The sequence below is a fragment of the Frankia sp. AgPm24 genome (assembly GCF_023243055.1).
Taxonomy (GTDB): domain Bacteria; phylum Actinomycetota; class Actinomycetes; order Frankiales; family Frankiaceae; genus Frankia; species Frankia umida.
Map to the genome: position 1 here is coordinate 1 of NZ_JALKFW010000147.1, position 23276 is coordinate 23276.

The following is a 23276-nucleotide window of genomic DNA, read 5'->3' on the forward strand; positions in this document are numbered from 1 at the left end:
GAGGGGCGGGATCGCGGGGGACGGAGCGGCGGGTACGAGGAGAAGGCGGGGGAGTGCGGTCCGTCCCGGAATGGGTGGGTGGGTGTCTGCGGGTGGGGCGCAGACGGCACGGTCGGGCACGTTCGGTCGGGTGTTCTGGGGGGTCGGGGCGGGCTGGATCGTCCCTTGGTGTGCTGTTCTAGCCCCTATAGGAGTTCTTGAGGCTAAGCGGCTAACATTGCCGCTCTGACCGGGCGGAGACGAGGAGTTGAGACGCCAGTGTCCGTGCGGGGTGGGGAGCGCGGCCGGGGCTGGAGCGGTACCTGGGGGCGGTCTGGGGGGCGAGGCCGTCTTGCTCGGGTCGTCGCGCTCGCGCTCGCGGTCGCTGCCAGCCTCGTCGGGGCCTTCCTGGCGACCGTGCCGTCGGCCTCGTCCACGCCGGCCGGTTCGGCGCTGGTCGCCCCCGAGCCGTTCGACCCCGGCCCGCCGACCGCCGTCGCAGCCACGCCGGTCGGCGCCGGTACCTCCGGCGCGTCCCCGGCAGTGCACGCCCCGGCCGCGCCTACCCGATCCACCCAGGCTGATCCCCGGGCATCCCTACCGGCCGGCACCTCCACCGCCACCGGGAGATCGCCCGCCGCCACGAATCCGGCGGGGGTCGCCCTGGGGGCGGCCGCCTCGGGAACTGGTGCCGCCTCGGGAACTGGTGCCCCGGGCGGCGCCGGTCCGGGAACTACCGGGAAAGCCACGGGCACGCGGGACTCGGTGCGGCGGTTGGCGTCCGGGCGAACATATGAGCTGCATACCAACGTTGTGGTGACGCCGATGTACCGGGGCGGTGCGCGGCCCCTGGTGATTATGTTGCACGGACTGCTGAACAACGCCGAGACGTTGCGGCAGGCCTCGAGCGCTGACAGTTTTGCTGACAGCCACGACTTCGCGGTCGCGTATGGGGTGGGCGTCCACGAGGCGTGGAATGCCGGCGGATGCTGTGGGAATGTGCTGACCGATGACGTCGCGTATGTTCGGCAGATTGTGGCGGACGCCGCTCGGGTGACGCCGGTCGACCGGTCCAGGATCTACGTCTGGGGTTTCTCCAACGGTGGGATGCTCGCCGCGCGCATCGCCTGCGACGCGCCGGATCTCGTCGCCGGCGTCGGGATGGTCGGCGGTCAGGCTCTGGTGTCCTGTCCGGAGGTGCCGGTGCGGCTCGTGCACATCCACGGGACGGCGGACACGACCGTGCCCTGGCGCGGCGGCTGGTCCAGCTATCTGACGATGTTCCTGCCCGACGGTGAGACCGAGTCGACCCACTTCGCGCCGGGTTCGACGATCCGTCACGTCCTGTGGGACGGCGGGCACAGCTGGCCGTGGTGGGCCATCGGCGCCCTGTGGGACTTCTCCGCCCCGCTCTCCCTGGACGACGCGACCTCCGCCCCGGCGACGACGGCCACAGCAGCCGCGACGGGTGCGACGGGTATGACGGCCGGGACGGGTGCGACGGCCACTGCGGCCTCCGCATCAGCTACGACCTCGGCACCCGCCACGACGGCGGTCTCGGTGCCGGTCTCGGTGCCGGTGCCGGCGGAGGCGGTGGCATCCGGTGCGGTGGGTGAGGTGGTGGGTGCCGAACTCGTCCGCACCGGGTCAGGCGGGTAGGTCCGGGATGTCGTGGGGATCGCGCCGGGCGGTGCCGCCCAGGGGGAAGGGCGGGGCGGTGGTGGGCTTGGCCCGGTCACCGGTCACGGCGAGGCGGGCGGCTGACCGGAGGATGGCGCGGGCGTCGGGCGCGGGAAGGCCGAACAGGTCGATGGAGACGACCTGACCGAGCAGGCCCGGACGCGGGCAGTTCTCGACTCGGAAGACGAGCAGTTTGCGCCGCGCGCCGTCGGGATCGGCGGTCCAGGCGGCCTGCCATTCAGCCTGGCCGTAGACGGAACGGGTGTACGCCTCGGAAAGTACCGCGATGGTGCGGGCTGCCCGGCGAATGCCGTTGTGCATGCCGACGATCCAGTTCGATCCGGGGGTGAAGTCCCAGGCCTGGACGAGAATCCGGTAGCCGGCCTCCTCGAGCACCCATGAGATCCACTCCGCCCATGGCCGATCCCCCTGGGTGTAGGAGACGAAGAAATCCCACTGGGTGTCGTCGTCCAGGTCGTTCGTGTTGCCCCCGATCGTCACCCGTCCAGTGTGCCAGTCAGACCCACCATGCCCCCGTCGGTTCGCGAACAGCATGGTCACGCCGGGCGATGCCTGACGGCGGTCAGACGCGTGAGGTCACCGGGAGTCATCGGGGGAACGCGAGGTCGGACGGTGGAATGCGTCCGACCGTCGGATTGTTGTACGGACAATGACCGAAATTGACAAGGACAAACTGTCCTCCGACACCGACTCGCTGACGGACTTCAACCAGAAGATCATCGAGGAGTTTCGGGCCAACGGCGGCACGGTCAGCCAGTTTCCCGGTGGCGCTCTTGTTCTGCTGCACTCGACGGGCGCACGGTCCGGTCAGCCCCGGCTGAATCCGTTGGCACGCCTGGACATCGACGGCCGGACTTTGGTCGTCGGCTCCTACCTCGGCTCCGACGTGGACCCGGCCTGGGTCCACAACCTGCGGGCTCATCCGCGGGCCCGAGTGGAGATCGGTAACGGCGGCGGTACCGACGCGCGCGACGTGGTCGCCCGCGAGCTGGCGCGCGAGGAGCGGGACGCGCTCTACCCGCGGATCGTCGCCCAGGCTCCCGCCTTCGCCGACTACCAGGCCAAGACCGACCGCGTCATCCCCATCTTCGAGCTCGTCCGAACCTGAGCCCGAGCCACCCTCGGACGTCGGAGGCCGGACGTCGGAGGTCCGGGCGGGCCGTCCGGGCATCGGGCGTCCGAGGGCGCCTGGTCAGCCGAGCAGGGCGTCGATCGCGCGGTAGACGCGCTCCTCGGAGATGGGGTAGGGGGTGCGCAGGTTCTGGGCGAACAGGCTCACGCGCAGTTCCTCGATCATCCAGCGGACCCGGCGGATCTCCTCGGTCGGTTCGCGGCTGGCGGGGACGGTGGCGAGCAGTTCCCGGTAGGCCGCGGCGGCCCGGCCGACCGTCGCGATGTTGAGCCGGTCGCGGTTCGGATCGCGGGGCAGGCGTTCGAGGCGACGTCCGATGGCGGTGAGGTAGCGGATCAGGTCGGGTAGGCGGTCCGCGCCGGTGTCGGTGACGAAACCGCGATAGATCAGGCTGTCGAGGTGGGCGCGGATGTCCGCCGCCGCCGGAGCGAACGCCGCGGCCCGCACCTCGCGCAGACCGCCTTCGACGGTGTGCGCCAGGGCCAGCACCTCCTGTACCTCGCGGACCACGGTGAACGCCCCGTCCGGCAGACCGGCGCGGACGGCGGCGAGCAGCGCGGTGAAACCGGCCTCGTCCCAGGCGGGGCCGCCGGCGGCGGCGATCAGCCGGTCACAGGCGGCGCGGACACAGTCCTCGAGCAGGTCGGCGGCGTCGCGGTGTGGGTTGTGCGAAAGTGCGAGCTTGGCCGCGTTCGACAGCCGGCCGTTGAGCCCACGCATCGGGGACGGCACCCCGAGCAGCACGAGCCGCCGGGTGCCGGACCACATGATGGTGCGCTGCTCGGCCTCGGTGTCGGTGGCCCGCACGGCGACGGTGTCCCCCTCGTCCACCAGCGCGGGATAGCCGCGCACGATGTGCCCGCCGCGACGCAGCTCCACCACCTTCGGCAACGTGCCGACGCCGGTCCAGCCGCGCAGACCACGGCGTTCGATGCCGTCGGCGGCCGCCGCCACCGCGGCCCGGGTCCGCGGCCGCAGTTTCGCCTTGATCGCGTCAAGGTCCTTGCCTTCGGCGAGCACCTCCCCGCGCGCGCCCTCGACCCGGAACGTGACACGCAGATGATCGGGGACGGCGGTCAGCGTCCAGACGTCCCGGGGGATCTCCGGACCGCCCATCCGACGCAGTTCATGTTCGACGGCCACCAGCAGCGACGCCCCGCCCGACGGCGAGATGTGTTCGAGCACCGCCCGCGCGTAGTTCGGCGCCGGGACGAAACTGCGCCGGACCACCTTCGGCAGCGCCCTGATCAGCGCCGTCACCAGCTCCTCGCGCAGCCCCGGCACCCCCCAGGTGAACGGTTCGGCGTCGACCTGGTTGAGCACGGCGAGCGGGACGTGCACGGTCACCCCGTCGGCGGCCGAGCCCGGTTCGAACTGGTAGGTCAACGGCAGGGTGACCGCGCCGACCTGCCAGACATCCGGATACGCCTCCTCGGTGATGTTGCCGGCGCCGGAGGACACCAGCAGCGAGAGGGAGAAGTCGAGCTGACGTGGATCCTCGCGGCGGGCCCGACGCCACCAGGCATCGAAATGCCGCACGGACACGACGTCGGCGGGCACCCGCTCGGCGTAGAACGCGAAAAGGGTCTCGTCGTCGACGACGATGCCGCGTCGGCGCGCCCGATGTTCGAGCTCCTCGGCGTCGGCGAGCAGCCGCTGGTTGTGCGCGAAGAACTCGTGCCGGGTCTGCCAGTCGCCCTCGACCAGCGCATGGCGGATGAACATCTCCCGGCACAGCACCGGATCGATCTCGCTGTACCGCACCGGCCGGCCGGTGACGATCGGCACCCCGTACAAGGTGACCCGCTCGTCGGCGAGCACCGCCCCCTGCCGACGGGACCAGTGCGGCTCCCCGTAGGTGCGCCGCACCAGATGCCCCGCCAGCGGCTCCACCCAGTCCGGATCGATACGTGCCGCGGTCCGACCCCACAGCCTGGACGTCTCGACCAGTTCCGCCGCCATCACCCAGGCCGGCGGCCCCGCCGACCGCTGCTGGGCCTGGGCCTTGCTCTGGGTCTGCTCGTCGCCCGGATCGTCGGCCGGCTGCCTGGTCGCCTCGGTGCCGACGCGGGCACCTCGACGGGCCAGCGCCGAACCCGGCCACAGCATGAACCGTCCGCCCCGGGCACCGGCGTAGTCGCGGCGCTCGGGGTCGTAGCGGCCAAGATGCGACAGCATGCCGGTGAGCAGCGCCCGGTGCACGGCCACCGGATCGGCCGCCGACCCGTCCGGATCGCCAAGGTCGAGTTTCAGTCCCCGCGCGACGGCGGAGAGCTGCCCGTGGACGTCCTGCCACTCGCGGACCCGCAGGTAGTTGAGGAACTCGGTGCGGCACATCCGCCGGAACTGGTTCGCCGAACGTTCCCCGCGGGCGTCCCGCAGATACCGCCACAGGTTCAGATAGGCCAGGAAGTCCGACGTCGGATCGGCGAAGCGAGCGTGCCGTTCGTCGGCGGCCTGCTGATGCTCCACCGGCCGTTCCCGCGGATCCTGGATGGCCAGCGCCGACGCGATCACCAGCACCTCGCGCAGGCAACCCTGCTCATCCCCGGCCAGCACCATCCGCGCCAGTCGCGGATCCACCGGGATCTGCGCGAGGCGCCGTCCCAACGCGGTCAGCTGCCGCCGTCCCTCCGATGGGCGTCCGCGTCCAGCTTCGTGGTGAGGCCCGGGCTCTGCCCTGGGTTCGGGGCTGGCCTTGGGTTCGGGGCTGGGTTCTGGCTCGGCCTCGGAGGTCGGGACGGCGAAGGCGCCGAGCTCGGTGAGCAGCAGCTCGCCGTCATGGATCTGCCGAGAGTCCGGTGGGTCGAGGAAGCCGAAGGTGGCGACGTCACCGAGCCCGAGATCGGCCATCCGCAGCAGCACCGACGCCAGGTTCGTCCGCAGGATCTCCGGGTCGGTGAACTCCGGCCGCGTCTCGAAGTCCGACTCGCTGTACAGCCGGATGCAGATGCCGTCCGCGGTGCGGCCACAACGGCCCTTGCGCTGGTTCGCCGACGCCTGCGACACCGGCTCGATCGGCAGCCGCTGCACCTTCGTGCGCGCGCTGTACCTGGAGATACGGGCGTTGCCGGGATCGATGACGTACCGAATGCCAGGCACCGTCAGCGATGTCTCCGCCACGTTCGTCGCCAGCACCACCCGCCGGCCGGTGTGCGGTTCGAACACCCGATGCTGCTCGCCGGCCGACAACCGTGCGTACAACGGCACGATCTCCGTGTGCGGACGGTCCTGCCGGGACAGCGCCTCGGTCGTGTCGCGGATCTCCCGCTCCCCGGACAGGAACACCAGGATGTCGCCCGGACCCTCGGCGAACAGCTCGTCCACCGCGTCGCTGATCGCCTGCGTCTGGTCCCGCTCCGGCGACCGCGCCCGGCCCTCGGAGCGGGCGCCACCACCCGCGTTTCTGGCCGGGCCACCACTTCGGTCGCCGCTTCGGTGGCCGCCTGGGCCGTCGCCCGGGCCGCCGCCGTCCGGGTCGCTGTCCGCGTCGCCGTCCGGGTCGTCCTCCGGGGCATAGTCGGGGAGCAGCGGGCGGTAACGGACCTCGACCGGGTAGGTCCGTCCGGAGACCTCGATGACCGGGGCGCCGCCGAAGTGGGCGGAGAAGCGGTCCGTCTCGATCGTCGCCGACGTGATGATGACCTTCAGGTCCGGACGGCGCGGCAGCAGCGAGCGCAGATAGCCGAGAATGAAGTCGATGTTGAGGCTGCGCTCGTGCGCCTCGTCGATGATGAGCGTGTCGTAGCGACGCAGGGCACGGTCCGAGGAGATCTCGGCGAGCAGGATGCCGTCCGTCATCAGTTTGACGAGGGTCTCGTCGTGCACCTGGTCGGTGAACCGCGTCTGGAAACCCACGACCCCACCGCCGGTGGACGGTGCCGCCGTACCGAGTTCCTCGGCGATCCGGTCGGCCACCGTACGCGCGGCGATCCGGCGTGGCTGGGTGTGCCCGATCATGCCGAGCACGCCGCGGCCGAGCTCCAGGCAGATCTTCGGGATCTGCGTGGTCTTCCCCGATCCGGTCTCCCCGGCCACGATGACCACCTGATGGTCACGGATCGCGGCCAGGATCTCGTCCCGGCGCTGCGTCACCGGAAGAGCCTCGGGGTAACTGATCGTCGGCACCCGCTGCCGGCGCCGCTCCACCCGGGCGGCCGCCCGTTCCACATCGGCCGCGATCGTGGCCAGCACCCGCTGACGGGACACCGCGTCCCGCGTCCGCCGGCTGTCCGCGAGGCGCCGCCCCAGCCGGTGCGCGTCCCGCGGCGCCAACCGCGCCAACCGCGCCGTCAACTCCGCCACCCGCACCGCTGGCTGCGGCTCCACCGGCGGCGCGTCCGGCGCACCGTCGTCCGGCGCACCGTCGTCCGGCGCACCGTCGTCCGGCGCACCGTCGTCCGGCGCACCGTCGTCCGGTGTCCGTGCGTCCGGTGTCCGCGGGTTGCGGGACTGCGCACGCCGAGTCCGCGCCGGCCGGTTCCGCGGTTGCTCCGTGCGGGCTTCCCGGGCGTGCGGCCCGCGCGTCGTCTGCGCGTCATGCGACCGGGGGTCGTGGGGCGGGGCATCCGCGGCCCGCGGATCGGACGGTTCTGGCCCCGCCGCCGCGGTTGCTGCCGAGCCGCTGGATGGGGGACCGGACGGCGAAGCATTCACGGACGGTCCCTCCTCACGTCATCAAGCCTAGGGCATCACGGGCACCAACCGTCCCACCGCACGGCCTGCCCACCCCCAGATGCCGAGCCGTCCAGCCGCCGCGTCCGGCAGGCGTCGGCCAGGCCGGCCAGGCTTCGGGCCTCGGCCTGGGCCCGACCAACCCTCGGCAGCCGACCGTGGCCTGGGGGTTGGCCGCCACCGGTCACGAACCGCTGGCCGTTTCCGACCGCCAGCGGTCCGTGACTGGATGTGGGACGCGGATGGGAGCGGTACGCGGGACGGGCGGGAAGTTGTCCCGGGCCCGGGCCCGTCGGCACGACCGGCTGCGGTCGGGTTGTAACCTTCGAGAGGATTTCCGGGTGGAAACCCCGACGCGATTCTGGCGGAAGGTGACGAGACGGCCACGCATGTGGGGGGCTCGGGCTCCCTCGGGGGAAAGTCGGGCGGTCGAGCCGTCCGCCGGGTTCGATGACCGGCGCGGCCACTGACGGGCTGGTCGGTGCTGCGGGCGAGTGGGCTGGCGTCCATCGCCCCGACGGTGGGGTGGCCGGTTCGGGTGCTGCCCGAGGTGCGGCCGGCGGCAGCGGTGGCGCTGATGCTGATGCTGGCGGCCGGGGTGGGGGGCGTGGCGTCGGCGTGGGTGGTGGCGTCGGGATGACCGAGTCGGCGTTCGGTGCGGCGGCGTTGGAGCTGGGTCGGGCCTCGGAGCAGGTCGGCCGGGCGCATCGGGCGCTTGACCGGGTCATGACCAGCGTGCTTGTCGCGTTGCGGGCCGTGGCGCTCGCACTCACCGTGTTCTACCTGGTCGTCTGGGACTGGTACTGGGATCATCCGCTGGCGGCGGGTGTGCTCTGCTGCACCGCGGTGTGGCACGTCGTCTTCTGCCTGGCGGGGTTGCGGTGGGGGGTCGGGCGGGTCCTGGCGGCGGTGGGCGTCGCCCTCGCGCTGCCGTTGGGTATCGCCGCGGGAGTTCTGCTCCCCGGCGATTCGGTCGGGGACAGCGGGAACTTCGTGTTCCTCGCGGTCGTCAACGCCGCCGTCACGGCAGTCTGGGCCTTTCCGCGCAGGATCGCCGCCGCGGCGGTGCTGGGGCTCGCCGCCGGTGCGCTGGTGGGGGGCTGGGGTCACAGCCCGCAGGTCATCGCGCAGCTGGCGTTGCTGGTCGTCGCGCCGGGGCTGCTGGGGATGTCGATCGGCCGCCTACGCCAGATCGCGCGGACAGCCGATCGACGTTGGGCGAACGTCGTGGCCCGCCATCGCGGGGAGGCGGTGGTGCTCGCGGTCGCCCGGGACCGCCGTGAACGCGAGCGTGTCATTCACGACACGGTGCTCAACACCCTGACCGGCCTGGCCTGGGGCGGCGGTCGGGATGTGGCGCTGGCCCAGCGCCGTTGCGAGCAGAGCCTCGTCGCTGTGCAGGACCTGCTGGGCCCCGGCGGCGACGGCGGTCCCGCCCTGGCCGAACGTCTCGCCGAAGTCGTCGCCGAAGCGGTCGGACGGGGCATGGTCGTCGAGTTCGTCGACGGACCGCCTCACGGCCCCGCGACGTCCGGTGACGCTGGCGGCAACGATCGTGGTGGTGCGCAGGTGGGCGGTGAGCCGCCGGGTGTGGTCGTCGCGGCGTTCGCCGGGGCGATCCGGGAGGCGCTGGCGAACGTCGAGCGGCACGCCGGGTCAAGGGACGCGTGGGTGGTTCTGGACGGCGGTCCGGACGAGATCACCGTGCGGGTGCGCGACATCGGCCGGGGGTTCGATCCTGACCTGGTCGACTCCGCGCGGCTGGGGTTGCGTCACTCCATCATCGGTCGTCTGGAGGATGTCGCCGGCACCGTGAAGATCATCTCGTCCCATGGGTATGGCACGACGGTCGAGTTGCAGTGGCGCACACCGCGCATCGTCTCCGACCATGACGCCGGTGGCGGCCCGTTGCGAGACGGCCTGCTCGGCGGTCGGCTGTTCAGCCGTGGGCTGCCCCGTGGTGGGCGGGCTGCTGGTGGGACGGCTGGCGGTGGGCGTCCGGCCGGGTTCGTGTCGGACCGGCGGAACGTGGCCGCGATCGCCGCCGATCTTGGGGCTGAGTACTCGGCGGGGCTGCGTCGGGCGGTGGGCAACGTCGCGGCCGCCTGGCTGGTTCTGATGCTCGCGCCGCTGGTGGGGACGCTTGGCTGGGTACGTGAGCCGCTGGTGGGTGTGGGGCTGTGGGTGGTGCTCGCCGGGGTCGTCGCGGTGGCGAGGGTACTGGTGCGTCGCCGGCCGCTGTCGGGATCCGAGACGCTGCTGCTGCTCGCGGTCGGCGGCGGGATCTGTGTGGCCGGCGTGCGCAACACCGTGGGTGCGGACGTCGTGCGCATCGCCAACTGGCCGCTGGTGGTACTGCCGCTGCTGCTCGCGTTCGTCACCGCGTCCCGTCCGGCCAGGGAGTGGACGGCGGCGCTGCTCGGCGCGGTCGTGCTCGTCACCGGGCTGGTGCTGACCCGGGACGGGAACAACCCGCTGGTGATCGCCCGGCTGGGTTCGGTCGTCTACGGTTGCTGCGCGGTGCAGATCATCACCGCGATGCTGGGGCCGCTGCTGCGCCGGACCGCCATGGACACCGCGCACATGCACGCCGCCGAGGCCGAACTCGCCGCGAGCGCCGACTCGTCGGCGATGATCCGCCGCGAGCGCCTGGCCTGGTTGCGCACCGTCGAGCGGGACGTCCTGCCGCTGCTGTCCGACGTCGCAGACGGACGGCGTGACCCCTCCACCGCCAGTGTGCGCAGCGCCAGCGCGGCCCGGGCGGCGGCGATCCGACGGATGCTCACCGGCGGCGGGCCGTCCTCGGCGCTGGCCGATCTTGATCCGGTGCTCGCGGACGCCGAGAGCGCGGGGATCAGCGTCGAGATCCAACGGTCCGGGGATCTGCGTACCGCCCCCGTGCCGGTGCGGGCGGCGCTGGCCGACCTGGTCGGCGAGGTGCTGGCGGCCGCCGCGAGCGGCCCGGCGATCGTGACGGTGATGTGGTCGCCGGCCGGTGGCAGCGTCTACGTCACCATGCCCTGGCCGGATGACCTGGCCCTGCCCGGCGCGGTCCTCGGCGCCGCCGTGGCCACCAACATCCTGTCCGGGGACGCCTCCGCACGGTCCGCGCACATGTCGGTGCCCGCGGGTGAGACGGTGGCACGGGTCGGGGTGGAGGTCGAGGTCGAGGATCGCTGGCTGAGCCTCGAACTCACCTGGCCCTGCGCCTGACCCACCGGCCCGCCGACGGGGCGGCGGTGGGCCGCCGCGAGCCCGGAGCTGGGAGCCGGCACCCCTGGGCCCGAGCCGCGGCGCTGGTCCTACGCGCGCTGGTCCTACGCGCGCTGGTCCTACAGGCTGGCGACGACCTGGCGGAGCAGGTCGGGGGTCTCGGCCGGGGTCGTGCTGTCGACGCTGAGGCGGTTGTAGACCTCCATGTACCGGTCGACCTCCTCGCGCTTGTCGAGGTAGGACGAACCGGTGAGCTGCTCGAGGTACACGACGTCGGGCAGGTCCATCTCCGGGAAACGCAGGATGGTGAAGGCACCGCCTTCGGCCGCGTGACCGCCGAAGGAGAACGGCATGACCTGCAGTGTGAGGTTCGGCAGGTCGCCGAGCTCGATCAGGTGCTCGAGCTGACCGCGCATCACCTTCGGACCGCCGATCGGCCGGTGCAGGGCCGCCTCGTCGACCACCACCCACAGGCGTGGGGGATTTGTGCGGTACAGCAGCTTCTGTCGGTTCATCCGTACACTGACTCGTCGCTCGACGACATCGCTCGGTAGCGCGTTGCCACCACCGTTGATGATGGCGCGGGCGTAGTCCTCGCTCTGGAGCAGGCCCGGAATGAACTGCACCTCGTACGTACGGATTAGCTGAGCCGACTCCTCGAGCCCGACGTACGGCTGGAACCAGTTCGGCAGGACGTCATTGAAGTTCTGCCACCAGCCGGCCGAGTTCGCTTCCCGGACGAGCGCGAGCAAAGGTGCTCGATCCGCTTCCTCCGTGACCTGATAGAAGGTCAGCAGATCGGCCACGTCGCGTTCTTTGAAGCTGACGCGGCCCAGCTCCATCCGGCTGATCTTCGACTCCGACGCCCGGATGTGGTATCCGGCCGTCTCTCGGCTGATGCCCTTCTCCTCGCGAAGTCGACGGAGCTGAGAGCCGAGCAGGATCCGACGTACCGTCGGTCCACTTCCCGGCTGAGCTGTCGTCACGGTCGGCCCCCTCGCCATCGGTCAACGCAAGAGTATGACATCTGATCTTCTTGATCCGGTTGTGTCTCTGGTTCTCATGCCTGATCGACAGTCGCTTGTTTAGCGCGGTGAGTGTTATTTGTATACTCGCTCACGGAGAGTATGTGAGATGGGTGTCCGTCCGCCGCGTCGGATGGCCCGATTGGTGTGGGCTGCCGGGCGAGATCGTGGCACGCTGTGATGCGGGACATCCGTTCTGTTTCTTTGCAGCACATGAGCGTGGGTGAGGGTGGGGCCCCGCGTGTTCACGCCACCGTGGTGACGCTGCGTTGCCCGTCGTCACCTTCCGCCTCCGTTGCTGTCCGAGATCATCTGCGCACGTCTGTCTTCGGTGTCGCGTGCCTGTCGACGCCGCGCTGGGCGACCCGATGTCTGATTGCACCTGACGTTGCGGGGCGACGGGAGCGCCCGCCGGCACGCTCGGGTAGCTCGATCCCGGTAGGTCCCGCGCCCCGATCGCCCCCGGACCGACGTCCGGGGTGGTCGGCCCAGGTCGGAGTTCTGCACGGAGATGGGCTGTTGGTCCCGGTCTGGGGGCCGCCCGGGTGGAAATGTGGGTCTGGGGCGCGTCCAGCGAGGGATCTGATCGTGCGACTACGCACCCCGTGGATTGCTGGTGGGCCCTCGTTGCTTTGGCTGTCGCGTCGAGGCCGGCCCGCCCGCTGCGCCCTGGTGCCCGCGGGTGCGGGTGCGGGTCGCGGTGCGGGCATGTCTGGTCCGAACGTCCTTGTCTCTCGTGTAGTCCCCCGTTGGTGCCGTGCGCGGCCCGAATGTGGACACCCCCCGGGCCCCTCGCACGCGTTTCCCCCAAGGTGAAGATCAATATGGGGATTTGCCGCATCTGGGGCGAATTGCAAGCTGCCCCATGGCCCGATTCTCTCACTTTACGGATTTCGTCGGCGATTCGATGCCTTGTCGGGCGTGGCCCGGCCGGGCGGCACCGAGTCGAAGGTCGGGCGGGGCTGGGGTCGGGCGGGGCTGGGGTCGGGTGGGGCTGAGTCGTCCGGGCTGGAGATCGTCCGGCGTCGGGGTGTGGTCGGCCGAGCGGGTGATGACTCGAGGGCGGCCGTCAATGATCATGACATGTGATGGTTTGCAGGGACATCGGACGACATCAGATGGCATGGCGAGCGATCGTGCACTATGTGCCCGCTCTCGGGCGTCTGCATGGGTGCGATGCTCCCCGCCGATCGCACGTGAGGTCGTCGCGCGCACACGCCTCCCGCTTGATGCACGTGCACCCGCCCGTGCTGTATCGTGAGCCGAAGTTCGTGCAGGCGCACACGCGACGAGTTCGTGGGGTTGCAGTGGGGCACCCCGTCGCAGTGGCAGGCGAAGCCGGTCCGCAGCCGCGGCGTGGCCCAGCCGAGGTGTCGTGGGCGGACCGCGTGGGGTGAGGGCTCGCTGTCGTGCGCTGCCCTGGGGCGTGGGGAGAAACGCGTGAGCAAGATCTACAGCGGCATGCCAGCGACTGCGCTCGAGCGCGTGACCTGGCAGAAGAGCCGTCGGAGCAACTCCCAGGGCAACTGCGTCGAGATGGCGAAGCTGCCTGGCGACGAGGTGGCCGTGCGTAACTCCCGTCATCCCAACGGGCCCGCGCTGGTCTATACCAGGGCCGAGATAGAGGCCCTGATACTTGGGGCCAAGGACGGCGACTTCGACAACCTCCTCCAGTAGTCCGCGCCGCCATGTCCCCGCTGACCTCGGTTGTCCCTGCCCTGCCGGCACGCCCGCACGCGGCGATGACGGCCCGCCCGGGTACCGATACGCCCTCGGTCTCGTCTTCGCCCTCGCCCTTCGGTCCGCCAGAGCCGTTGCGGCCGGACCTGTCCGTGCGACGACCACCGGCCGACCTGCGCTCGGCCGTCGCGTTCGCGTGCCTGCCTGCGTCCCGGACCGGAGACAGCATGCCCCCGCCTGCCGCAGAACGGATCTTCAACTCCGGTGACCTTCCGTCGCTCTCGCTGCCCGGAGCGGACGGACTGATCACCTGCCGGTGGCTGCGCGCGGCCGTCACCGGCACCACTACTGCCGTCACCGAGGTCGATGCCCGGGTCACCGGCGCCCCGGTCAACCTCGGCCTCGGTGACGGTGATCGCAGCGACGACCGGCGTCGCGCCCAGGTGGGCTTCGTGCTCGTCGAGCCGGCCTGGCTCGTGCGGGCCGCGGCCGAGCGCGTCCGCGCGCCGGGAATCGACGCGGTCGTGCTGCACGCGCATCCAAGCCCCCCGGGGCGCAGCGCGCTCGCCCTCGCGTTCGCCTCCCACCTGCGCAACGTCCTGCGTGGGCCGGCGACCGGTACCGACCCGTGGCTGGCCAACAACGTCGTCACCTCGGGTCTGCGTCCGGACCTGCGCGGTCTGCGCGACCTGGTCCGGGTGCCACACCTGGTGACGATCACGGACGGCACGGGCGCGGTGGCCGACACGATCGTCTGGGAGATCATGACCGGGGCCCAGTTCGACGCCTGGCTTGACGGCGCTCCACGGCCGGACCAGAAGGCCATCGAGGCGCATCTGCCCGGCCTGCTGCGGCTGCGCGGCCTGCAACGACTCGGACGCCTCGATCATCGCTTCGCCGGCGTGCTCGCGGACATGCCCGGTGGCGGTCCGCTGACGACCCGGCTGATCCACTGCTTCCCGCGGTTGGTGCTTCCGCTGGCCGCCGCCGCCTGATCGGACCGGGCCCGATCAGGCCGCGGTCGCCGGCCGCCGGCGGTGAGCCCACCCACATCGCCCTCCACCCGTCCGGGCCAGCGACGGCCCCGGCGGGCCAGTATCCGGATGGGCCGATCGGGCCGTGCCGTCGAGCCGACGGACGGCCATGGCCCGGTCAGCAGGTGCCGGCCAGGTGGTGTCAGGGTGGTGTCAGGGTGCTGGGGGAGAGCCGCTGGGGGCGCCCGAGCGGTCACCGCCGGCCCGTTGGAGCAGTGCCGATCGCCCCATGACCTGCCCGCCGACAGCACCGCGGCAAGCAGGTAGCGACATGAGTGCTTTCTGTGATCGGAGCGCGGTGATCGTCCCGTGGGGGCCTGCCGGCACCGGTCCCGTCCGGTCGGGCGGGGGCGGCCTGGCCAGCGCCGGGCTTTGTGTGTCCTTCTGTGTCCCGTCGCCCACATGGGGAACCCGCGTACGCAACGGTTGTTGTGCGGCGCGCCTTCCACCACCGGACGGTCGTTGTGGGCCTATGGTCAGGCGCACCGGAACGCCGCTTTATGGGGAGAGTCGCGGATGACCGTATCGCTCGAGGATGCCCGTCGGATCATCGCCGCCGGGGAAAGGTATGCGATTCACCTCGGCCAACCGGTTAACATCGCCGTCGTCGATCACGCCGGGATTCTGGTGGCCCACGTCCGGATGGACAACGCCCGGCTACGGACCGCCGACATCTCCGTCGACCGGGCCTGCGCGGCGCGGGCATCGGCGCTGCCCGCGGTGCCGGCGCGGCTGGTGCACCATGGCGGCGACGACGGCCCGGCGGAGTGGTCCGCCGTGGGGATCGACGCCGATCCCGGCGACGTCGACCTCGATCTGGATCGCGGCGGCGGCGCTGGCCGGGTGTTCGCCGACCACGACCGTGATCTCGATCGCGGGCAGGGTGGCCGGGGGCTCGAGGGTGGGCTGGTCCGGCATCGGCCGGCGTTCACCCGACCGATCAGTTCGGGGCTCACCGGCGCCGTTCCGCTGTGGCGCGACGGCCTGGTGGTCGGCGCGGTGGGTGTCAGCGGCGGGCCGACCCCGCACGACGAGGCGATCGCCCGTGCCGCCGCCGCCGCATACTGAGCAATCTCACAAGTTGCCCAATACATGGCAGCGCACCTGATCGGATGCATAGCGTCGGCCCGTGCCCGACATCACGGCTCGCCGCGCCGGAGTCACCCGCTCCGCGGTGCGTCGGCGGCGCCGGCCCGCCGGGCGCGGCGATCGGTGGGCCCGCGCGGCGCTGGCCTGCCTGAGCGCGGTGTCCGGGCTGGTGGCATGCACGTCCACCACTTCGGCGGTGACCCCGGCGGCGGCCTGCGCGGGTCCGGGCATCAGCCGTGACGCGATACGTCTCGGCCTGATCTACCCGGACACCGGCATCACGGCCTCCCTGTTCTCGACCTTTCGTGATGGTGTCGACGCGCGCCTGGGCGTCGCGAACGCGACCGGCGGGGTGAACGGCCGCCAGATCACCTACACCTGGCGCGACGACGCGTCGAGCCCGGCCGGTAACCAGGCCGCCGCCCACAGCCTGGTCGACAACGACGCGGTGTTCGGCCTGATCGAGTCGTCCCTGTCCGCCGGGGCCTCGGTCGACCTTCTGCACCGGGCGGGCATCCCGGTCACCGGAACCTCCCTGGACCCGGACTGGGCCGGCCACGACAACATGTTCAGCTACTCGAACCTGGTGGCCCGTGGCTCCTCGGTCACCACCTGGGGGCGGTTCGTCGCCGACCAGGGCGGTCACCGGGCGGTCCTCATCCAGTCGGCCTTCTCCCAGACGTCCATGGTGCTCGCCGACGAGATGGAACGCAGCCTGCGCGCGGCCGGCATCCCGGTCGTGGACCGCGTCGACGCGACCAGCCTGATCGCCGTGGCGGCGCTCGGGGAGAAGGTGCGGGCCAGCGGCGCCGACGTCATGATCGGCACGGTGACCGGCGCGGCGTTCGCGAGCCTGCTGCGCGCCACCCGCGGCAAACCCTCGAAGCTGCGGGTCATCCTGTCGCCGACGAACTACGACCAGGGTCTGCTCGAGCGCTACCGCGATGCCCTGCCCGACGTCTACACGTTCACCGACTACCAGCCGTTCGAGCTGGACCTGCCCGCCCACCGCCGCTTCCTGGCGGGGATGCGCGCCTACGCGCCGCAGGTCACCCCGCCCACCCAGCAGGCAGCTCTGGCCGGATGGATCTCGGCCGACATGTTCCTGCGTGGACTGGTCGCCGCCGGCCCCTGCCCGAGCCGCGCGCTGTTCCTGCGCGGCCTGCGGGCGCTGCGCGGCTACACCGCGGACGGCCTGCTGCCCGCCGCCGTCGACTTCGCCACCAGCACCGCCCAGGTGAGTCAGTGCTACACGTTCCTGCGGGTCAACCATGCCGCCACCGGCTTCGACGTGCTGCCTCCGGCGCCCCGCTGTGGGCAGACGATCACGCGATAGCGCGTTCGGGCGTGCGGTGTGAGCCGCTAGGTGGCGCTTGGCCACCCGCGTGCGCAGCGCTCGGACTAGCATCACTGGCGGCGCGACGGAAACAGCAGCGCAGCTCGGTGGTCCGGTGACGATCGCCTGTCGGTCCGGTCCGGCCCGCCGTCCGACCTCCGGATGACCTGTACCAGGAGATGCCAGTGAGTTCAACGCCCGTCAACGTCACCGTCACCGGCGCCGCCGGTCAGATCGGCTACGCGCTGCTCTTTCGCATCGCGTCAGGCCAGTTGCTGGGCGCGGACACGCCGGTGAAGCTCCGGTTGTTGGAGATCCCCCAGGCTGTCCGGGCCGCCGAGGGCACCGCCCTCGAGCTTGAGGACAGCGCGTTCCCGCTGCTCGCCGGCGTGGATGTCTTCGACGACGCCAAGGCCGCCTTCGAGGGCACCAACGTCGCCCTGCTGGTCGGGGCCCGCCCGCGGACCAAGGGTATGGAGCGCGGCGACCTGCTGTCCGCCAACGGCGGCATCTTCAAGCCGCAGGGCGAGGCGATCAACAGCGGTGCGGCCTCCGACATCCGGGTGCTCGTCGTCGGCAACCCGGCGAACACGAACGCTCTGATCGCCCAGACCCACGCGCCGGACGTCCCCGCCGAGCGGTTCACCGCGATGACCCGCCTCGACCACAACCGGGCGATCGCCCAGTTGGCGAAGAAGCTCGGGGTCGCGAACACCGAGATCAAGAAGATCACCATCTGGGGTAACCACTCGGCGAGCCAGTACCCGGACATCTTCCACGCCGAGGTCGGCGGCCGCAGCGGCGCCGAGGCGGTCAACGACCAGAAGTGGATCGAGGAGGAGTTCATCCCGCGGGTCGCCAAGCGCGGCGCCGAGATCATCGAGGTCCGCGGTGCCTCGTCGGCGGCCTCCGCCGCGTCCGCCGCGATCGACCACGTCCACACCTGGGTGAACGGCACCGCCAAGGGCGACTGGACGTCGGTGGCGCTGCCCTCCGACGGCTCCTACGGTGTTCCCGCGGGCCTGATCTCGTCGTTCCCGGTCACCGCCTCCGGCGGCTCCTTCCAGATCGTGCAGGGCCTCGAGCTCGACGCGTTCTCCCGGGCGAAGATCGACGCCTCGGTGCAGGAACTCACCGAGGAGCGGGAAGCCGTGCGCGCGCTCGGTCTGATCTGACCGACCCGCACTGATCCCCACGGAACCAGCACCACCACCAGGACCCCGGGGGCGCCGCGTCGCGGCTCTCGGGGTCCTGCTGTTCTGGCCGCGTTTCGAACCCCGAGGCCACGGAATAGACTGGATTCTGGCAGGTCACACACCGGTTCGGGGGAACTCGTGACGCAGCGGCTGACCGAGGCGGAGATCAGGGCGCTGGCCACCGTCTTCGACACCCGGCGCCTGGCCGTCCAGGTGCTGGAGGACGCCGGCCTGCGTCGCGATCAGATCCCGGTCTTCGACGGCTCGTCCCACCATTTCTGGACCGAGATCGCCCACCTGCTGCACAACGGCATCCTGCAGAACGGTCGGGACTGCCTGCTCGCGGCCGCCGCGAAGAAGTTCCCCGACATGTCCGTCTTCCAGCCCGCCCGCGGCGGCGCGCCCGGTGCGTCGCGGCACGCCAACCTCTTCCGCGTGGATGCCAGCGGCTACAGCAAGCGTGACCTGCAAGGCCAGTTGGACGTGCGGGCCGGCGTGCGGGGGATCGTCGACACCGCCCTCGACCGGGCCGGCGTCGCCGACACCGTGCTGCTGCACGAGAACGGCGGTGACGGCTGTCTGTGCGCGCTCGACGCCAACGTCTCCAGGGACCTTTTGGCCAGTGATTTCGTGCGTGAACTGCGCATCGCGCAACGCCAGTTCAACCGGGTACGCGCACCGTCGGACCAGGTGCGGTTGCGGCTGTCGCTGCACCACGGTCAGATCGTCGTCGACGGTGGGGGAGCCGCGGGCGATGCGGTGGTGGTCGTCGACCGTCTCGTGAACGCGGTGGCCGTCCGTGTCATCCTGGAGAGCTACCCGGCAGCCGATCTTGTGTTGGCACTGTCGCCGGACTTCTACCGGGACACGGTCGCCGAAGGGCTGCGCGACCTCGATCCCGCCGATTTCGCGCTGTTCCCGGCGGTGGTCGACGCCAAGTACGTCGGCGAGGCCTGGGTGACCTTGCCAGGCCACCGGGCCAATCCTCCAGTGATCACGCAGCCACCGCACCCCGTGTCCCAGCCCCAGCCCCAGGCCACACCTGAGCCTCAGGCCGTCGCCCAGTCCCAGGCTGTCGTACCGGCGTCGTCCCAGCCGCGGATGCCAGCGCCGACGCGGTCGGCCGCCGGTCGGGCGCTGCCTGCGGACGCACCGGTCGAGGACGACCCGCCGCCGTACCCGGGCCGGACGATGTCCTGAGCCGGGTGGGACCGTCACCGCGGGTTTCCTTCGCTGGCCGCGGTGGTGAGCAGCCGACACAGCCCCTGGCCGTAGCTTTCACTCCCCTCCAGACGGCTCCACTCGCGTAGCGCCGCCGTCATCGCGTGCACCTCGCCGGCTGGGGCCTCGCCGGCCCTTACCCGTTCGATCAGGCTGTGCACGCGCGTGGTCCAGGCCAGCGCCTCGTCGCCGGCGGCCTTGGCCCGGCGGCTGGCCTCGTCGATGCGGGCCCGGCGCAACATCGGACGGCCGGTCGCCGTGGAGGCCTCGGCGAGGCGGATCAGCCCGGCGGCCCGTCCGGCGTTGGAGCCGAGGTCGCCGTAGCCGTTCAGCGCCTGTCGCCACAGCTGTTCGGCGAGATCCGGATCGGCCCGCCGCTGGGTGGGCAGCAGGCTGCCGTCCCCTCGACGGCCCAGCGTCTGCGCTCCTCCGTTGGGATAGCCGGCCCAGTCACCGCGGATCAGGGCGATGTGCGCGCGGGTCGTCTCGTCGGCCTGCCCGGCGACCTCGAGGGAGTCGAGGGCCTGGTTCGCCTGGGCGGCACGGCCCATGTGGAACAGCAGATCGGCCCGCAGCACCACCCCGTAGGCGTGGGCCTGGCGCACGGGGAGGTCCGCCAGCCGGGCGACGAAGAGGTCCGCGATGACCAGCGCGTCCACCGCCTGCACCCACGCCTGGCCCGCACCCGGTCCAGGGAGATCACGGCGGGGGGCGGCATCCACCCGTGCGGTAGGCGGCGTGTTGCGCCCGCCGGGGCCGGTCCGCGGCACCGGACTCGGCTGGGAGTCCGGTGCCGCGGCCTGTGTGGGTACGCCGACACCCGAGTCGCCAGGACGGCCCCCCACGGACGGCTCCGTGTCGGCCGCGGCCGGTGGCACCAGACCCGGCTCCGCGGCGCGGGCCTGTCCGGCCATGCCCGCGCGGGCGCGTGTCAACAGGCGTGGACCGCCTCGGGCTCGCCCGCGGGCCATCATGCGGTGCAGGCCATGCGCCGCTCCATCCGGACGGGGCCGACTGACCGGGGCGGCCCAGCGAAACGCCAACGGCGCCGCGACCCCCCACGGCGGTATCGCCGACGCGACCAGCGCCGACAGGCCATCCGCCCCGGCTTCGGAACCGTGCGCACTGGTCGGGTACAGCGCGGCTCGGCTTCGCGTGGCGGCCGCCGACGACATCGCGGCCGGGGATGAAGCACCCCGTGGCAAAGCGGGCTGGGACGGAACGGGTGACGGGGCCTGGGCGGCGCTCCCTGCGGCTTCCGCCGACACCACGGGGCCGGCGACGGCCTGGCCGGCCGGGGACGGGAGAACGGGGGTCGGGCCAGCCGCGGTAGCGGACGTGAGCGCCGGGTCGGCCGAAGCCGCATCAGCCGAAGATCTCGTCGGCGGGGACACGGCCGCGAAGGACAGGGACGTCGAGGGCAGAGTTGTCGAGGACAGGGTCATCGGGGGCCGGGTCGTCGAGGGTTCGGTCGTCGAGGATGCGCTGGGGTCGGGGGAGCCGCTCCCGCGCCACCGGTGGACCGCGTCGCCTGACTCCCGCGGGGGAGGCGGGGCCGACCACAGGCGGGCTCGGGCCATCCGGATACCCGGAATCACTTCGGCGCCGAGCACGCAGATGGCCGCGGTCCGCGGGTCAAGATGATCGTTACGTTGCCGCTGGACCGCCAGCGCCGTCCACCTGGACAGCAGCGGCGTGGCCGCCGGTACGTCGCGCTGCGAGGACGGTCGCCCAGCGGGGCGGGCCGCGCCGGAATGGCGAAGGCCTGCGCCGTCGGGCGCCCAGTTGCGATCGAGCGCCAGCGCGGCGAGCCAGAGCGCCTCGTACACGGCCACATGATCAGGGTCGGCCCGGTCGTGTTCGCTGCGCCGCAGTTCGCGGAGGGCTCCCTTGGGACGGCCAGCGGCGAGTGCGGCCGCGGCCCGCACGAACTGACGCTCGGCCGCGGGCGGGAAGGGATATCGCGCGGCGACCCGGCTGGGTTCGATGCGGTGCTGTTCCAGAAGAAGAAGGGCGATCAGAAGCCGAGCGGAGGAGAGCGGCATCGGGCGGTTCCTTCACGGGACGCGGCCATGCGGGACATGGCGGGCGTGACGGGTTCGACCCCTGGGGGCCGCGGAAAATCCCTGACGACGGCCACGACGCTACCGGGCATTCCGCCTCGTGCAAATAGGTTCCAGGTGATCTGTGGAAAAGTGGGAGCAAGGCTGGATCTGCCTCTGCGAAATGGTCGTGAACAGTCGCCGAAGTGGCGAGGATAAATCAGTTGACTAATTCCTGGCCGCCCGGTCGGTGCATTTCCTAGATTGAGTCGTGTGGGATGGCGTGGTAGCGTCGGGTCAGTTCGCCGGTAAAGTCCGATCCGGCGAACTGGTGGTCGTCGATGGCAGCCACGGGAGAAAGGCCACGTGAGTTCGTCACGACCGCGGCGTCATACCGGGAAAGGTCCGCCAACCGCACGGGTGCACGCATGCTGCCCGCGCCCTGTTCCAGCAGCGCCATGGTCACACCGGTCAGGCACGGCGCGTCCGGCCAGGTGACGGTCTCGCCGGCCACGAACCCGATGTTGGTTCTCGCGCCTTCCGTGATCGTCCCGTCCGAGGTGGTCAGCAGGGCCTCGTCGAAGCCGCGGCGCAACGCGGCGCGGGCGTGTTCCAGCTGTCCGAAAGTGCCCAGGTGTTTGATACGTGGAAAGGGCCTGGTGTAAAGCACGGACATCAGCCGGCGAGGCGTCGGCGGCGCGTCGGTCGGCGGCCCGACCACGACGACGAGTGCACCCGGCCCGTCCCCGGCAGGATCAGTCGCGATGACCCGCACGGTGGCGTCCACCGGTACCGCGTCCGCCAGCGGTGACGTCGGCGCGCGGGAGGCGTACACCGCGCCGGTGACCTGGAGAAAGGATGCGAGTGCCTGGTGAATGCGGGCGCGTACCAGGTCGCCGTCCAACGGCTCGCCGTAGAGCTCACGGTGAGCCGTGTCGAGGCGCCGCAGGTGGCGCATCAGGCCGCGGCTCCCACCGCCACGCACCTGCATGACGGTGAAATGCCCATGGGAGAGCAGGGCAAGCCGCCCCCAGAGCCCGGGCGAGACCGCCCGACCGTCGACCTCTACGTACGGCGGCGCGGCGGCAACCATGCCCAGACGATAGCCACCGGCACGCCACGACTTACGCCAAGGTGCCACCGGGCGATGTAAGCCACATGCGCGTTCGCTAGCGTGCACACGTGCCCGCGAAGCAGGCGGGTGCCAAAGCCGAAGCCCGGCACCCGTCAGGCGCCTCGCCTGCCGAAACGAATGGAGTGGTCAATGTCCGACCTCGCCGTTGATCCCAGCGCCGACCCGGCCAAGCTCATCACGACGCTGGCCGCGATGTCGGAGCGGGAGGTCTCCGACCTGCTCTCGAGCCCGGGCGGAAACGACGTCCTGGACGAGATCTTCCGCCAGATGCAGGCGAACTTCCGCCCTGAGCTGGCCAAGGGCGAGAACGCGGTCGTGCGGTTCGGTCTCAGCGGCGGGTCGGGCGGTGCGACCCGCACGTACGAACTGCGCATCAGGGATGGCGAGTGCGCCCTCACGCATGAACCCTCCACCACCGCGCCCGAGGGCCGGCAGCTGACGATCACGACCGACCGGGTGCGCTTCGTCCGGGTGCTGACCGGGCAGGCCAACGGCGCCAAGCTGTTCCTCACCCGCAAGATCAAGGTGGACGGCGACATGAAGTTCGGTGGCAAGGTGATCAGCTGGTTCGGGGTTCCGACGCAGGAGAGCTGACCGGAGCCGCCTCGATCCGTCCGAGGCAGGCGCACCGTCGCACCGCTCCCGCGTTGCGTGTACGGAGAGTACTGGTCTCCCGGGGGCGCCGAGGGTGCGTCCGCTGCTCGACGGTCAGGTCCTGGATCTGCCCGCAGGAGGAGACCTGGCAGCCCGGCCCCGGGGGGCCCCCCCCGGCCGGCGGGGGCGGGGGCGCCCCCCGGGGGCGCCCCCCCGGGGGCGGCC

At 71.6% G+C, this 23276-nt stretch carries 16 protein-coding genes; 11 read left to right on the forward strand and 5 right to left on the reverse strand.

Features of this window, described 5'->3' with window-relative positions:
- The first annotated feature begins 831 nt into the window (after positions 1-831).
- Positions 832-1638 (forward strand): PHB depolymerase family esterase, encoded by an 807-nt coding sequence (locus MXD61_RS06940; protein WP_374628541.1) that lies wholly within the window; start codon positions 832-834, stop codon positions 1636-1638.
- Here MXD61_RS06940 and MXD61_RS06945 read toward each other — a convergent pair.
- A complete protein-coding gene (locus tag MXD61_RS06945) occupies positions 1627-2160 on the reverse strand; it encodes a toll/interleukin-1 receptor domain-containing protein (RefSeq protein WP_248812007.1) in 534 nt (177 codons plus the stop codon). The two genes, MXD61_RS06940 and MXD61_RS06945, sit on opposite strands and share 12 nt — an antisense overlap.
- 169 nt (positions 2161-2329) lie before the next feature.
- Between MXD61_RS06945 and MXD61_RS06950 the strand changes: the two genes are divergently transcribed.
- Positions 2330-2788: a nitroreductase family deazaflavin-dependent oxidoreductase gene (locus MXD61_RS06950; RefSeq protein WP_248812008.1), complete on the forward strand. Its 459-nt coding sequence runs from the start codon at positions 2330-2332 to the stop codon at positions 2786-2788.
- 84 nt (positions 2789-2872) lie between these two features.
- On the opposite strand, the gene MXD61_RS06955 is transcribed toward MXD61_RS06950, so the two are convergent.
- On the reverse strand, positions 2873-7141 hold the full coding sequence (locus tag MXD61_RS06955; protein ID WP_248812009.1) for a DUF3418 domain-containing protein: 4269 nt from the start codon (positions 7139-7141) through the stop codon (positions 2873-2875).
- A gap of 826 nt (positions 7142-7967) precedes the next feature.
- Between MXD61_RS06955 and MXD61_RS06960 the strand changes: the two genes are divergently transcribed.
- Both MXD61_RS06960 and MXD61_RS06965 read left to right on the forward strand, forming a co-directional pair.
- Positions 7968-8126 (forward strand): hypothetical protein, encoded by a 159-nt coding sequence (locus MXD61_RS06960; RefSeq protein ID WP_248812010.1) that lies wholly within the window; start codon positions 7968-7970, stop codon positions 8124-8126.
- Positions 8123-10699, forward strand: coding sequence for an ATP-binding protein (locus tag MXD61_RS06965; RefSeq protein ID WP_248812011.1), 2577 nt, complete (start codon positions 8123-8125; stop codon positions 10697-10699). Before MXD61_RS06960 ends, MXD61_RS06965 begins: the two co-directional genes overlap by 4 nt.
- Positions 10700-10818: 119 nt before the next feature.
- Here the strand turns inward: MXD61_RS06965 and MXD61_RS06970 are convergent, their stop codons facing one another.
- Positions 10819-11685, reverse strand: a complete 867-nt coding sequence (locus MXD61_RS06970; protein WP_248812012.1) for a helix-turn-helix transcriptional regulator — start codon at positions 11683-11685, stop codon at positions 10819-10821.
- 1479 nt (positions 11686-13164) lie between these two features.
- Here MXD61_RS06970 and MXD61_RS06975 point away from each other — a divergent pair.
- The 6 genes from MXD61_RS06975 to MXD61_RS07000 all read left to right on the forward strand — a co-directional run bounded on the left by MXD61_RS06975 (position 13165) and on the right by MXD61_RS07000 (position 19259).
- The gene (locus MXD61_RS06975) at positions 13165-13401 is read left to right on the forward strand and encodes a DUF397 domain-containing protein (protein ID WP_163547925.1); all 237 of its coding nucleotides are present in this window, start codon (positions 13165-13167) and stop codon (positions 13399-13401) included.
- 230 nt (positions 13402-13631) lie between these two features.
- The gene (locus MXD61_RS06980) at positions 13632-14399 is read left to right on the forward strand and encodes a hypothetical protein (RefSeq protein WP_248812013.1); all 768 of its coding nucleotides are present in this window, start codon (positions 13632-13634) and stop codon (positions 14397-14399) included.
- A 555-nt stretch (positions 14400-14954) separates the two neighbouring features.
- Positions 14955-15506 (forward strand): heme-binding protein, encoded by a 552-nt coding sequence (locus MXD61_RS06985; protein WP_248812014.1) that lies wholly within the window; start codon positions 14955-14957, stop codon positions 15504-15506.
- A 61-nt stretch (positions 15507-15567) separates the two neighbouring features.
- A complete protein-coding gene (locus MXD61_RS06990; protein WP_248812015.1) occupies positions 15568-16863 on the forward strand; it encodes an ABC transporter substrate-binding protein in 1296 nt (431 codons plus the stop codon).
- Between the two features lie 185 nt (positions 16864-17048).
- Positions 17049-18038: a malate dehydrogenase gene (locus MXD61_RS06995; RefSeq protein ID WP_163547923.1), complete on the forward strand. Its 990-nt coding sequence runs from the start codon at positions 17049-17051 to the stop codon at positions 18036-18038.
- 159 nt (positions 18039-18197) lie between these two features.
- On the forward strand, positions 18198-19259 hold the full coding sequence (locus MXD61_RS07000) for an effector-associated domain EAD1-containing protein (RefSeq protein WP_248812017.1): 1062 nt from the start codon (positions 18198-18200) through the stop codon (positions 19257-19259).
- A gap of 14 nt (positions 19260-19273) precedes the next feature.
- Here MXD61_RS07000 and MXD61_RS07005 read toward each other — a convergent pair whose 3' ends face one another.
- Positions 19274-21325 (reverse strand): hypothetical protein, encoded by a 2052-nt coding sequence (locus MXD61_RS07005; protein ID WP_248812018.1) that lies wholly within the window; start codon positions 21323-21325, stop codon positions 19274-19276.
- A gap of 256 nt (positions 21326-21581) precedes the next feature.
- Positions 21582-22415 carry an aminotransferase class IV gene (locus tag MXD61_RS07010; RefSeq protein WP_248812019.1) on the reverse strand — a complete coding sequence of 278 codons (834 nt, stop codon included), beginning with the start codon at positions 22413-22415 and terminating at the stop codon, positions 21582-21584.
- Positions 22416-22586: 171 nt separating this feature from the next.
- Here MXD61_RS07010 and MXD61_RS07015 point away from each other — a divergent pair, with 171 nt between their 5' ends.
- On the forward strand, positions 22587-23051 hold the full coding sequence (locus MXD61_RS07015; RefSeq protein ID WP_248812020.1) for an SCP2 sterol-binding domain-containing protein: 465 nt from the start codon (positions 22587-22589) through the stop codon (positions 23049-23051).
- Positions 23052-23276 lie beyond the last annotated feature (225 nt).

Coding starts and splice junctions, on each gene's coding strand:
- MXD61_RS06950 (WP_248812008.1), top strand. CDS start 2,330: ATGACCGAAATTGACAAGGACAAACTGTCCTCCGACACCGACTCGCTG.
- MXD61_RS06965 (WP_248812011.1), top strand. CDS start 8,123: ATGACCGAGTCGGCGTTCGGTGCGGCGGCGTTGGAGCTGGGTCGGGCC.
- MXD61_RS06980 (WP_248812013.1), top strand. CDS start 13,632: ATGCCCCCGCCTGCCGCAGAACGGATCTTCAACTCCGGTGACCTTCCG.
- MXD61_RS06985 (WP_248812014.1), top strand. CDS start 14,955: ATGACCGTATCGCTCGAGGATGCCCGTCGGATCATCGCCGCCGGGGAA.
- MXD61_RS07005 (WP_248812018.1), bottom strand. CDS start 21,325: ATGCCGCTCTCCTCCGCTCGGCTTCTGATCGCCCTTCTTCTTCTGGAA.
- MXD61_RS07010 (WP_248812019.1), bottom strand. CDS start 22,415: ATGGTTGCCGCCGCGCCGCCGTACGTAGAGGTCGACGGTCGGGCGGTC.
- MXD61_RS07015 (WP_248812020.1), top strand. CDS start 22,587: ATGTCCGACCTCGCCGTTGATCCCAGCGCCGACCCGGCCAAGCTCATC.